The sequence below is a fragment of the Bacillus sp. AF23 genome (genome assembly GCF_020861455.1).
GTDB lineage: Bacteria > Bacillota > Bacilli > Bacillales > Bacillaceae > Bacillus > Bacillus halotolerans.
Map to the genome: position 1 here is coordinate 1 of NZ_JAJHVY010000021.1, position 12,830 is coordinate 12,830.

Consider the following 12,830-nt stretch of genomic DNA (forward strand, 5'->3'; position numbering starts at 1 on the left):
AGGTCTTATATTCCGTAAATATCCTTAGAAAGGAGGTGATCCAGCCGCACCTTCCGATACGGCTACCTTGTTACGACTTCACCCCAATCATCTGTCCCACCTTCGGCGGCTGGCTCCATAAAGGTTACCTCACCGACTTCGGGTGTTACAAACTCTCGTGGTGTGACGGGCGGTGTGTACAAGGCCCGGGAACGTATTCACCGCGGCATGCTGATCCGCGATTACTAGCGATTCCAGCTTCACGCAGTCGAGTTGCAGACTGCGATCCGAACTGAGAACAGATTTGTGGGATTGGCTTAACCTCGCGGTTTCGCTGCCCTTTGTTCTGTCCATTGTAGCACGTGTGTAGCCCAGGTCATAAGGGGCATGATGATTTGACGTCATCCCCACCTTCCTCCGGTTTGTCACCGGCAGTCACCTTAGAGTGCCCAACTGAATGCTGGCAACTAAGATCAAGGGTTGCGCTCGTTGCGGGACTTAACCCAACATCTCACGACACGAGCTGACGACAACCATGCACCACCTGTCACTCTGCCCCCGAAGGGGACGTCCTATCTCTAGGATTGTCAGAGGATGTCAAGACCTGGTAAGGTTCTTCGCGTTGCTTCGAATTAAACCACATGCTCCACCGCTTGTGCGGGCCCCCGTCAATTCCTTTGAGTTTCAGTCTTGCGACCGTACTCCCCAGGCGGAGTGCTTAATGCGTTAGCTGCAGCACTAAGGGGCGGAAACCCCCTAACACTTAGCACTCATCGTTTACGGCGTGGACTACCAGGGTATCTAATCCTGTTCGCTCCCCACGCTTTCGCTCCTCAGCGTCAGTTACAGACCAGAGAGTCGCCTTCGCCACTGGTGTTCCTCCACATCTCTACGCATTTCACCGCTACACGTGGAATTCCACTCTCCTCTTCTGCACTCAAGTTCCCCAGTTTCCAATGACCCTCCCCGGTTGAGCCGGGGGCTTTCACATCAGACTTAAGGAACCGCCTGCGAGCCCTTTACGCCCAATAATTCCGGACAACGCTTGCCACCTACGTATTACCGCGGCTGCTGGCACGTAGTTAGCCGTGGCTTTCTGGTTAGGTACCGTCAAGGTACCGCCCTATTCGAACGGTACTTGTTCTTCCCTAACAACAGAGCTTTACGATCCGAAAACCTTCATCACTCACGCGGCGTTGCTCCGTCAGACTTTCGTCCATTGCGGAAGATTCCCTACTGCTGCCTCCCGTAGGAGTCTGGGCCGTGTCTCAGTCCCAGTGTGGCCGATCACCCTCTCAGGTCGGCTACGCATCGTTGCCTTGGTGAGCCATTACCTCACCAACTAGCTAATGCGCCGCGGGTCCATCTGTAAGTGGTAGCCGAAGCCACCTTTTATGTTTGAACCATGCGGTTCAAACAAGCATCCGGTATTAGCCCCGGTTTCCCGGAGTTATCCCAGTCTTACAGGCAGGTTACCCACGTGTTACTCACCCGTCCGCCGCTAACATCAGGGAGCAAGCTCCCATCTGTCCGCTCGACTTGCATGTATTAGGCACGCCGCCAGCGTTCGTCCTGAGCCAGGATCAAACTCTCCGATAAATGGATCGCAGATTGAGTTCACCACATCCTGTGGTAACATCTGCGTGATCTGCATCGTGCAGACCTCAGTTTGACTGACTACGCACATCGCTGTGCGATTTATAATAAAACTTGAATTAACAGGTACGTTTTGTCTTGTTTAGTTTTCAAAGATCATCCGTTACTTCTTTAAGAAGCGACTTTTTCAGTATAACATTTCGACTTTATTTTGTCAAATGTTTTTTATTTTATTTCTCCGCCGCTGTGAGCTTGTTTTTTCAGAAGCGCATCAGCGACGTTTAATAATATACCATGCTCAGGAATCAGAGTCAACATCTTTTTTAAAAGAATATCCTCGATGAAAGACAGCCTGTCCTTTGGTTTCAATTCGGCACACGCTGATAAGACCTTTTTCTGTCAGGTAATCAAGCATGACGCCAAGGTCTTGAGTGAAATGTTTTAAGTCAGGATGCTGAAGAAGCTCGCTAAATTGCCATATGTCCTTTTCTTTCATTACTTCGAAAAGATGTGCTGAACCAATCTCAGCTTTAGAATGAATCAGAAAATCATTTGCTAAGAATAATAATTCAAGTCTTTTTTCCAAGCTTTCGTGACTTTCAATCAGCTCGGAATATAATTTGTACACTTGAGGCTCCATCTGACGCACTTGACTCCACACAGTGGTTTCCGGATGGAATCCTCTGTCGATTACTTCAATACGTGCTAGGTGATGCAATGCATGGACTACTGCATTATAGGCATCTAAAAATTGATTGGCTTCAAAGAAAGCTTTTCCTTCAACGTATCTTCTAATTAACTTGCCGTATTCAAGGCCGATCTTCAGTTTACGTTCTGCAAACGGAAAAGTATTAAGCCTGTCGATAAGCTCAGCAATATACTCATTGCGGTCAAACATGACTCTTCCGTTTACAATCCAATCTATGATTCTTCTATTTGTGCCGAGCAAAATCCATTCTTGAACCTGAGCATCAGTTATCACATGCAAAGAGGCTGTTTTGTGATCAAATTCATAATGCTTTATAAAAACAGGCTTATCAGACTGCTTTACAATGACAAGCAAAGCGGCATCAAAGTTATCTGTTATGGAAGACGTTTTGTTTCTTCTCTCAATCATAATAACAGCCAATGTATTGGGATGACTTGCTCTTTCTTGGTAAATTGGACGGAGAAGATTTTCCATCACTATTCCTCCAATGCAATTGTTCAATTTTTTTATTCTCTATTTGATTCAATTCTATGGTTAAATCGAAATTCCTTTTTTCTAAACACATTGAACTATTATAAACAATTTCAAAGCAAGTCTCCATATTTAAATTCCATTTCAAACGAAAACATGAAGAAAATACCATCGGGTTTGTGCTATATTTAATTCAGAGGGGGATGGACATGGCGAAATACTCCAGCAAAATTAATAAAATCAGAACGTTTGCGTTAAGTTTGGTTTTCGTTGGGTTTATCATTATGTACATCGGGATCTTTTTTAAGGAATCCGTTTTGCTTTCGAGTTTGTTTATGATACTTGGGCTTTTATCTATCGGGCTCAGCACGGTTGTTTATTTTTGGATCGGCATGCTCTCGACCAAAGCGGTTCGGGTCATTTGTCCGGGCTGTAAAAAAGAGACCAAGGTTTTAGGCAGAGTAGATATGTGTATGCATTGCAGAGAGCCGCTGACTTTAGATCAAAGCTTAGAAGGAAAAGAATTTGATGAGTCTTATAATAAGAAGAAAATGTCGAAATAAATAAGCTGACCGTTTCGCGGTCAGCTTATTTTAATGGTTTTCTTTTTTTGAACACTCTTGGCAGACGCCGTAAATTTCTAAACGGTGGTGGCTTACTTTAAAGCCGGTCACATGTGCAGCAAGCTGCTCTACTTCATCAAGGCCGGGATAGTGGAAGTCCACAATTTTACCGCAGCTTTCACAAATGGCGTGATAGTGATCGGATGTAACAAAATCAAATCTGCTGGAAGCATCACCATATGTGAGCTCTTTTACCAGGCCGGATTCCCGGAACACACGCAAGTTGTTATATACCGTCGCTACGCTCATGTTAGGAAATTTTCCTTCCAGAGCTTTATATATATCGTCCGCTGTTGGATGAGCCATAGAGTTAACGAGATATTCCAGAATCGCATGACGTTGAGGAGTAATGCGAACTCCGGTTTCCTTCAACGTTTCTAAGGCTTCTTTTAGTTCATGTGCAGCCATCCGTCATGCACCTCTCTTCTAAAAAAGATTCTTACATTATAATGTTTATAATTAGTGTAACTCTTTTTACGATAATTTGTCAATTGATATTAGGGTAAAAGTTGCAGCATATGCTATGAGGCTGATTGACGATTTTACTTTCCCGACATATCTTTCAGCGTCTGGAGCGCTTCGGCTACATGGTCTTTCACTTTTACCTTTCTCCATTCTTTAATGAGCCGGCCTTCTTTGTCAATTAAAAAAGTGGAGCGTTCAATCCCCATATATTCTTTTCCGAAGTTTTTCTTCAGTTTCCATACATCAAACGCCTCCGCCAGCTTGTGTTCGTCATCGACAAGCAGCAAGAACGGCAGATTATGCTTCTCTTTAAATTTCCCGTGTTTTTCCTCGCTGTCCGGGCTGACGCCGATAATCACAGCATCCAGCTCAGCGAAGTTTTCATGGCTGTCACGAAAATCGCAGGCTTCAGTTGTGCATCCCGGTGTCATGTCTTTTGGATAAAAGTAAAGGACGATATATTTCCCTTCATAATCCGATAATTTTACTATCTCCCCATGATCGCCTTTCAACTCAATCTCAGGCGCTTTTTGTCCGATTTCAATAGTCATTTCTTTACCTCCGGATGTTTTTGTATTAAGCGTATCCAATTCTTGTCCAGATTACAACTATGACCCTGTATCTTGAGCCTGAATCCGTTGTTCTTGTCTGGAAGCATGCTACAATAGAGGGGACGCAAGGAGATATAGGAGGTTATTATTTTTGTATACAAAATCAGTTGAACTTCACCGTGAAGCATTAGAGCATATTGTCGGCGGTGTAAACAGCCCTTCAAGATCATATAAAGCAGTTGGCGGGGGTTCTCCTGTTGCAATGGAGAAAGCAAATGGCGCTTATTTTTGGGACGTCGACGGAAACAAATACATTGATTATTTGGCGGCTTACGGGCCAATCATCACCGGACATGCCCACCCGCATATTACAGAGGCGATTAAAAAAGCCGCGGAAAACGGTGTATTATATGGAACACCGACAAAACATGAGGTTACTTTTGCAAAGATGCTGAAGGAAGCCATCCCCGCTATGGATAAAGTAAGATTCGTCAATTCAGGGACAGAAGCTGTGATGACGACCATCCGTGTGGCTCGTGCTTACACAGGCCGCACCAAAATTATTAAATTTGCAGGCTGTTATCACGGCCATTCAGATCTTGTACTCGTAGCGGCCGGCTCCGGTCCGTCTACTCTGGGCACACCTGACTCAGCCGGTGTACCGAAAAGCATTGCAAACGAGGTCATTACAGTTCCATTTAATGATATTGACAGCTACAAAGCGGCCTTAGATAAATGGGGCAGTGAAATCGCAGCGGTTCTCGTTGAACCGATTGTCGGCAACTTCGGTATCGTTGAGCCAAAAGAAGGTTTCTTAGAACAAGTAAACGAACTGACACACAATGCGGGCGCCCTCGTTATTTATGATGAAGTCATTACTGCTTTCCGCTTTATGTATGGCGGTGCTCAGGATCTTTTACAAGTGAAACCGGATTTAACTGCACTCGGAAAAATTATTGGCGGCGGACTTCCAATTGGAGCCTATGGCGGCAAACAAGAAATTATGGAGCAAGTCGCACCGCTCGGCCCTGCATATCAGGCAGGAACAATGGCCGGAAACCCCGCTTCTATTTTATCCGGCATTGCTTGCCTGGAAGTGCTGAAAGAGGAAGGCGTGTATGAAAAGCTTGACCATCTTGGCGCTATGCTTGAGGAAGGCATTTTGGCACACGCAGAAACCCACGGCATCACAATAACAGTCAATCGGTTAAAGGGTGCGCTGACGGTTTACTTCTCTGATGAGAAAGTAGAAAATTACGATCAGGCAGAACGCAGTGACGGTGAAACATTCGCTACGTTTTTCAAGCTGATGCTTGAGCGCGGCATTAATCTCGCACCTTCCAAATATGAAGCGTGGTTTATTACAACAGCGCATACAGAGCAGGATATTAAAGATACGCTTGCTGCTGTTGAGGATGCTTTTAAACATCTTAAAAAGTAATATCGCACATCCCTGGACAGGAGCTTAAAGCTCCTGTTTTTTTGTACTTTTAAAAAGCGTGTAAGATTTTGGTCTTTTTCTTGAAAAATAGCTTGAATAATTGTATTGATCCCTGTATATTACTTAATTGTTTAGCAAATAAACTCACAGGGAATTTTAATGATTAGCCATTTGCTAGGTCAAACAATTTATTATAGAAAGGAATGCACGCACAAACCAATGAAACTTGGTGCCCGCATTTTCAAAACAGGGATCGCGATTACGCTGGCTCTTTATTTAGCTTCGTGGATCGGACTTCCCGCACCGATTTTTGCTGGGATTGCAGCGATATTTGCGATCCAGCCGTCAATTTACCGCTCTTTTCTTATTATTATTGATCAGGTTCAGGCAAATATTATCGGAGCTGTTATCGCCACAGTGTTCGGTCTTATTTTCGGACCCAGTCCGATTATGATCGGATTGACAGCAGTTATTGTTATTACCATAATGCTGAAGCTTAAAATTGAACATACGATTTCGATTGCTCTTGTTACAGTTATTGCGATTTTAGAATCTGCCGGTGACGACTTCTTAATGTTTGCGCTGATCAGAACAAGCACAGTCATTTTAGGGGTACTTTCTTCCTTTATCGTCAACCTGGTGTTCCTGCCGCCTAAGTACGAGACAAAGCTGATTCATAACACAGTCGAAAACACTGAAGAAATTATGAAATGGATCAGGCTGATTATGCGCCAGTCAACAGAGCATTCGATTTTGAAAGAGGATATTGAAAAATTGAAAGAAAAAATGATCAAGCTTGATCAGACATATCTTCTATATAAAGAAGAAAGAAGCTACTTTAAGAAAACGACTTACGTGAAATCAAGAAAACTTGTCCTGTTCAGACAGTCGATAATAACCGCAAACCGGGCGCTCGACACGCTGAAGAAGCTGCATCGCCTGGAAAACGAGATTTATCATATGCCTGAAGAGTTTCAGGAAACGCTGACTGAAGAGCTTGATTACCTGCTTTATTGGCACGAGCGGATTTTGATGAGGTTTGTCGGCAAAATTAAACCGCATGATGATACAGATGAAGAAGGCATCCAATACAAACAGCTGCTGACAAAGTCATTTCTTAGAAACCAGCGCAACTCTGATGATGAGCTTCTTGATTATAATATGCTTAATATTATGGCAAGCGCTGTGGAATATCGCGAGCAGCTTGAACATTTAGAAACACTTATTACAAGCTTTCAAACGTACCATCCAAAAGACTGCGAATTGGAAATAGAAGAGTAGCCCGGTTGACATCACCGGGTTTTTTTATACAAAAAAATCTTATATCCTTGATAAAAGGATATAAGATCAATGTTTAGTTCAAGTTTTGGATTGTGAATAAGTGCTTGTATTGACTGTCATAATCCATCAGTTCATCATGGGTTCCTGTTTCGATGATTGTTCCGTTTTCCATGACGACAATTTTATCCGCATGTGTGATGGTTGATAAGCGGTGGGCCACAACAAAAGTTGTTCTGTCTTTCGCCAGCTTGTCCATCGCTTCTTGAATGTAGTGCTCACTTTCAAGATCCAAAGCTGAAGTAGCTTCATCCAAGATCAGCAGCGGCGGATTTTTCAGAAATACACGCGCAATGGAAATCCGCTGTTTTTGTCCCCCTGAGAGCTTAACGCCTCTTTCTCCCACACGGGTCTCATACCCTTCCGGAAAATTCATAATAAAATCATGTGCATTGGCTGCTTTTGCGGCTTCCATAATGTCTTCAAGCGTGGCATCAGGTTTTCCGATCGCAATATTTTCTCTAATCGTTTCACTGAATAAAAAGGTATCCTGAAGCACCATGCCAACCTGATTGCGCAGGCTTCTTGCTTCATACCCCCGAATGTCTGTCCCGTCAATCAATAGGCTGCCGCTTGATACATCATAAAACCTTGGAATCAGGCTGACAAGCGTGGATTTCCCTCCGCCGCTCATTCCAACGAGGGCTACGGTTTCTCCTCTGGTTACTTTTAAAGATACATCGTGAAGGATGTTTTCTTTTCCCTCTTCATATTGAAACGACACATTACGAAATTCGACTTCTCCGCGGATATGGTCAGCTTTGATGGCATTTGGTTTGTCAGTCAGTTCATACGGCTCGTCAATAAATTCAAATACCCTGTCCATTGAAGCGATTGACTGCGTCAAGGTTGTAGAAGAATTAATCAGCCTTCTGACAGGGTTATACATTCTGTCGATATACCCGACAAACGCAACCATCGTTCCGACTGTCAGCGGTCCGTTGATGACAAAATAGCCGGCAAATGCAATCACGATGAGCGGTGCCAGATCTGTAATGGTGTTGACAACCGCAAAAGTTTTGGCATTCCAATTCGTATGACGGATTGCTTTATCTAAGAAATGGCTGTTTTTTTCGTTAAAGTTGGCCTGCTCATGGTCTTCTATCGCAAAGCTTCTGATCACCGGCATGCCTTGAATCCGTTCATGCAAATGCCCCTGTACTTGAGCAAGCGCCTGTGACCGCTCTCTTGTCAGCTTTCTTAAACGGCCGTAAAAATACTTCACTGATATACCGTATAACGGAAACAAAATGATGGAAATAAGCGTTAATTTAACGTCCAGTGACAGCATGATAGAGATCACGATCAAAATCGTCAGCATATCGAGCCATATATTCATCAGACCTGTGATCACAAAATCCTTTGTTTGTTCCACGTCATTGATGACTCGGGAAATGACTTCCCCTGTTCTAGTATTCGCATAGAAACGAAGGCTCAGCTTCTGTATATGATCAAACAGCTTGGCTCTTATATCATAGAGTACCTTGCTGGCTGTCCACTGGGCAAAATATTGCCGATAATATTCAACAGGCGGGCGCAAAATTAAAAATAAGGCGAACATGATCGCCATAATGGTGAACAATGACGTTGTTTTGTCACTGGCCGTGCCGCCTCCTTGAATAATGTCGTCAACTACGTACTTCAGGAGCAATGGGAGAGCAAGCGGAATGGAGAATTTTACGATCCCGATTAATACTGTAATGAAAATTTGCTTCTTATAAGGTTTGACGAATTGCATATAGCGTTTCATAACCCCCACGTTGATTCCCCCTCTCTTTATCATGATGTGTGTGAGCCCATGTGAAAAACCTGTTGTACCCCGCAACAGGTTTTTACTCAACCATTATTTTGTATAGCGCAAATACCGTTCATACCACATATCGACAAACTCGGGTGCAAACGGGCCCTGCCGCTGATGAATCCAATGGAGCAGCGTGTTTAAGTAGTCTCTTAAAATACTGTCAATTTCTTTTGGATAATTCATGGCTTTCCGATGATCATCATATTCGTCTTCATCGAGAATATTGTAAGTCATGTCAGGAAAAACCTTAACATCTAAGTCATAATCAATATATTTAATTGCTTCGCCATCATAGGCAAACGGAGAACTGATGTTGCAATAATAATGAACCCCGTCTTCCCTCAACATCCCGATGACATTAAACCATTGTCTTGCGTGAAAATAACAGATTGCGGGCTCTCTGGTTATCCATGTCCGGCCGTCTGATTCGGTTACCATCGTCCGGTCATTGGCTCCGATGACACACATTTCTGTACTTTTTAAGATTGTTGTCTCATTCCAAATTCTATGAATCAGCCCATTATGCTTATAGCTGTGAATTTGAATGGTTTCTCCTTCCTTGGGATAACCCATATTTCTCCCCTACTTTCTATAAAGCCCTACAGTTAGTATGTCCAAATTTGCTTACCGACAACGTCTTTTACCTATTATAACGTTACAAATTGAAAAATGAAAATAAAAGAGCCATTCCGGCTTGGGAATGGCACATTCCTGCTCTACACATAGGAAGACGGCTTTTCTGAGCTGCGATATGAACGAATCACCTGCTCTGTCTGTTTTTGAAATGTATCCTGTATATCAGCAAGATGTTTTCGTTTTACCGCAATTTCATCCTGAATACCGCGCAGCCCTGCATCCCTTTCCAAGTGCCGGAGTTCTGCTTCGATTTCTTTGCAGCGGTCGAGCTCTGATTGGAGATCGAGAAGCTTGTCCATCGTTTTCATCTGTTCTATTACCAGCTTTTCAAATTCCGTCATCGGTTCCTCCTTCAGCCTGGTCAAAGTCTAAACGTTTCTACCATTACTCATTTCGATTCTGATCTGGCAAACCCTTTGACTCATTCTGTTGAGCTTTCACAAGTTTTGTCGTTTTTCAAACAGAAAAAAGCACTTCCACCCGAAGATGAAGTGCTTTTTTCTGTTTCAGTGATTAGCTGTTTTGTTGTTTGTTTTGTTCAGCAGATTGGTTTTGCTGTCTTACCTGCTGTGTGTTCGTTTCGCTTGCGAATTCAGTGCCGAATTGACCTTGTTGGCCAGCAGCTGATTGTTGGTTTTGTTTTCTGACTTGCTGAGCGTTTGTTTCGCTAGCAAATTCAGTGCCGAATTGACCTTGACCAGCAGCTGATTGTTGGTTTTGTTTTCTGACTTGTTGAGCGTTTGTTTTGCTGAAGTTATTTGAGTTAGCCATTGTTATCACCTCCACGGTCATTAGAATGTGCAGGTGATCGAGTGGCTATTCCTTTTTTTAAAAAAATTTTTTTAAACGAGCAGAGAACGCCCGCCGTCAACGATAATGGTCTGTCCGCGGATCATGTCAGCTTTTGAGGACACTAAAAATTCAACCGTATCGACCATATCTTTAATCTCTACCATACGTCCCGCCGGGGTATTTTGACGTGCATCCTCCAAAAGGTCTTCTCTGTTCGGGAAGTGTTTGAGCGCATCTGTGTCAATCGCTCCGCCTGATACCGCATTTACGATAATCTGTTTTGGTGAAAGCTCTACTGCGAGATAACGGGTTAAAGCCTCTAACGCAGCTTTTGACACACCAACTGTCGTATAGTTTTCAAGGTAGCGGATTGAACCTAATGAGCTGATGCTGACGATATGACCGCCGCCGTTTTTCTCCATCAGCTTTGCCGCTTCCTGAGCGCAGAAAAGCAAAGCTTTTGCATTGATGTTCATCGTCCAGTCCCAATGTGTCTCCTCTAATTCCATAACCGGTCTCAGTACGCCTGATGCAGCATTATTAACAAAAACATCCAGTCTTCCAAAGGTTTCATCAATTTGCTGAAACATTTCTTTAATTTTTGCGGGCTGGCCTACGTTTGCTTTTACGGTAAGCACTTTCACGCCAAGTTTTTCGATTTCTTCCGCTGTTTCCAGAGCGGCTTTTTTGCTGCGTGCATAGTTAATGACAATATTATAGCCGTTTTCCGCAAGTCTGATCGCCGCTGCTTTTCCGACGCCGCGGCTGCTTCCTGTTACGAGTGCGCATTTATTTTGTTCCATTTTTTCCTCAGCTCCTTGTAGCGTATAGTTCTCTTCATTCCACAAACAATAATGGCAAGAACTTTAAAGGGGGTCTTCTGTTATGTATGTCGGACGAGATATGAGCGAATTGACCATGATTTCCAAAAAGGACTGGAAAAATAGTGAACTCGCCTTTTTTCATCATGCCTTTCAGCAAATTATGCCTTACTTGAACGAAGAAGGCCAATCAAAATACCGTGAATTAACGCAAGAGATTGAAGCGCGCGGCGGAATGAAGCGCAATGAAGCAGACTACAGCCACGGCACGCGCGTCAGTTATGATTAAGGACTCTTACCGAGCAGCCGAATTAAATGACTCCGGCTGCTTCCACTGCCATCTTCCAAATTTTTTGATGTGACACTGGAAACGCGAATTCTTCGAGCTCTTCCTTCGTTACTATTTTCAGGTCTGCAGTATCCGACACTTGTTTTACTTTACCGAAAAACACAGAAATATTCCATACCAGGTGGGTGAAAACATGCTCCACTACACCTTGGAGGTCACTGATTTCAGCTTTTATGCCAAAATCACTTTCTAAAAATGCAGTGAGCTGCTCGCGCTCTGTTTTGATTCCTTTTTGTGTTTCAAGATTCGGGAATTCCCACAGATTGGCAAGCAGTCCCTTAGACGGGCGTTTATGAATATAGACTTGTCCGTCATCATCTGTCAGCACAATTGCAGCCATTGTTTTGATCCCGGGTTTCTTCTTTTTGCTTTTCACCGGGAGTTCTCGTTCAGTGCCTTCTGCAAACGCTGAGCAATGCTGCTGGACAGGACAAAGCAGGCAAGAAGGTGATTTCGGCGTACAGATGATGGCTCCCAGCTCCATTAAACCCTGATTGAATTCAGAGGGTTTTTCTTTTGAAATAAACGCACGGACTGCTTCTTCAAAAATCGTTCTTGTTTTTGGCTTGGCAATATCATCCCAGATGGACAGAATTCTCGACATGACACGCATCACATTTCCGTCAACCGCGGGAATCGGTTTATTGTAGGCGATGCTTAGCACCGCTCCTTTTGTGTAAGGGCCTACGCCTTTTAAACCGCCGAACTCTTTTTCTTCTGACGGAACAACTCCCCCGTATTGCTGCTTCACTTCTTTAACCGCGCTTTGCAGGTTTCTGACCCGCGAATAATAACCGAGGCCTTCCCATGCTTTGAGCACTTTTTCTTCATCGGCATCAGCGAGCGCTTCTACTGTCGGGAATTGCTCCACAAACCGTAAAAAGTAAGGAATGACCGTCTCTACCCTCGTTTGCTGGAGCATCACTTCAGATACCCACACCTTATACGGATCCTGGTCCTCTCTCCACGGCAGAATGCGCTGTTCTCTTTCGAACCAGTTAATTAAATCATTTTGAAATTGCTGTATATCTTTTTGTTTTATCTTATCTTCAAGTACGTTCATATGTGTTTCTCCCCAGTCTCTCGCGCCCCGCTTTTCTTTAGACTGTTTTTTGTTGTACACTAAGGGCACAGTACGATAATATGTTACATTAAATAGAAGTAAAGAAAAAGCGGAAACATATGAGAACGATTAAACAGGTTAAAAGATTGGGTATATAAAAATAGGTAATGTCTTACAAAAGTGAATGTGCAGGAT

The 12,830-nt window shown here is 43.6% G+C and carries 13 protein-coding genes and 1 rRNA gene; 4 read left to right on the forward strand and 10 right to left on the reverse strand.

What is annotated here, in order from left to right; genetic code table 11:
• Positions 1-28: 28 nt before the first annotated feature.
• Both LNN34_RS11840 and LNN34_RS11845 read right to left on the reverse strand, forming a co-directional pair.
• Positions 29-1,578, reverse strand: a 16S ribosomal RNA gene (locus LNN34_RS11840).
• 295 nt (positions 1,579-1,873) lie between these two features.
• Positions 1,874-2,758 carry a nucleotidyltransferase-like protein gene (locus LNN34_RS11845; protein WP_024120667.1) on the reverse strand — a complete coding sequence of 295 codons (885 nt, stop codon included), beginning with the start codon at positions 2,756-2,758 and terminating at the stop codon, positions 1,874-1,876.
• Positions 2,759-2,964: 206 nt separating this feature from the next.
• Between LNN34_RS11845 and LNN34_RS11850 the strand changes: the two genes are divergently transcribed.
• On the forward strand, positions 2,965-3,318 hold the full coding sequence (locus LNN34_RS11850; protein WP_127695640.1) for a YgzB family protein: 354 nt from the start codon (positions 2,965-2,967) through the stop codon (positions 3,316-3,318).
• Positions 3,319-3,348: 30 nt separating this feature from the next.
• On the opposite strand, the gene perR is transcribed toward LNN34_RS11850, so the two are convergent.
• Together perR and bcp are read right to left on the reverse strand one after the other, a co-directional pair.
• A complete protein-coding gene (gene perR, locus LNN34_RS11855) occupies positions 3,349-3,786 on the reverse strand; it encodes a peroxide-responsive transcriptional repressor PerR (protein WP_010333472.1) in 438 nt (145 codons plus the stop codon).
• 134 nt (positions 3,787-3,920) lie between these two features.
• Positions 3,921-4,394: a thioredoxin-dependent thiol peroxidase gene (bcp, locus tag LNN34_RS11860; RefSeq protein WP_095714792.1), complete on the reverse strand. Its 474-nt coding sequence runs from the start codon at positions 4,392-4,394 to the stop codon at positions 3,921-3,923.
• Between the two features lie 151 nt (positions 4,395-4,545).
• On the opposite strand from bcp, the gene LNN34_RS11865 reads away from it, so the two are divergent.
• Together LNN34_RS11865 and LNN34_RS11870 are read left to right on the forward strand one after the other, a co-directional pair.
• Positions 4,546-5,835 carry a glutamate-1-semialdehyde 2,1-aminomutase gene (locus LNN34_RS11865; protein ID WP_044163752.1) on the forward strand — a complete coding sequence of 430 codons (1,290 nt, stop codon included), beginning with the start codon at positions 4,546-4,548 and terminating at the stop codon, positions 5,833-5,835.
• Between the two features lie 219 nt (positions 5,836-6,054).
• Positions 6,055-7,116, forward strand: coding sequence for an aromatic acid exporter family protein (locus LNN34_RS11870; protein WP_044163751.1), 1,062 nt, complete (start codon positions 6,055-6,057; stop codon positions 7,114-7,116).
• 73 nt (positions 7,117-7,189) lie between these two features.
• Here the strand turns inward: LNN34_RS11870 and LNN34_RS11875 are convergent, their stop codons facing one another.
• The 5 genes from LNN34_RS11875 to fabL form a co-directional block, all read right to left on the reverse strand.
• Positions 7,190-8,932 (reverse strand): ABC transporter ATP-binding protein, encoded by a 1,743-nt coding sequence (locus tag LNN34_RS11875; RefSeq protein ID WP_229043494.1) that lies wholly within the window; start codon positions 8,930-8,932, stop codon positions 7,190-7,192.
• Positions 8,933-9,016: 84 nt separating this feature from the next.
• Positions 9,017-9,547, reverse strand: a complete 531-nt coding sequence (locus LNN34_RS11880; protein WP_003223272.1) for a DUF402 domain-containing protein — start codon at positions 9,545-9,547, stop codon at positions 9,017-9,019.
• A gap of 143 nt (positions 9,548-9,690) precedes the next feature.
• A complete protein-coding gene (locus LNN34_RS11885) occupies positions 9,691-9,951 on the reverse strand; it encodes a YgaB family protein (RefSeq protein ID WP_215510718.1) in 261 nt (86 codons plus the stop codon).
• Positions 9,952-10,123: 172 nt separating this feature from the next.
• Positions 10,124-10,381 carry a gamma type acid-soluble spore protein SspE gene (sspE, locus tag LNN34_RS11890; RefSeq protein WP_024120660.1) on the reverse strand — a complete coding sequence of 86 codons (258 nt, stop codon included), beginning with the start codon at positions 10,379-10,381 and terminating at the stop codon, positions 10,124-10,126.
• A gap of 71 nt (positions 10,382-10,452) precedes the next feature.
• On the reverse strand, positions 10,453-11,205 hold the full coding sequence (gene fabL / locus LNN34_RS11895; RefSeq protein ID WP_044163745.1) for an enoyl-[acyl-carrier-protein] reductase FabL: 753 nt from the start codon (positions 11,203-11,205) through the stop codon (positions 10,453-10,455).
• An 82-nt stretch (positions 11,206-11,287) separates the two neighbouring features.
• On the opposite strand from fabL, the gene LNN34_RS11900 reads away from it, so the two are divergent.
• Complete coding sequence (locus LNN34_RS11900; protein ID WP_024120659.1) at positions 11,288-11,512, forward strand: hypothetical protein; 225 nt, start codon at positions 11,288-11,290, stop codon at positions 11,510-11,512.
• A 22-nt stretch (positions 11,513-11,534) separates the two neighbouring features.
• Here the strand turns inward: LNN34_RS11900 and mutY are convergent, their stop codons facing one another.
• The gene (gene mutY / locus LNN34_RS11905; RefSeq protein WP_059291598.1) at positions 11,535-12,635 is read right to left on the reverse strand and encodes an A/G-specific adenine glycosylase; all 1,101 of its coding nucleotides are present in this window, start codon (positions 12,633-12,635) and stop codon (positions 11,535-11,537) included.
• Between the last annotated feature and the right edge of the window lie 195 nt (positions 12,636-12,830).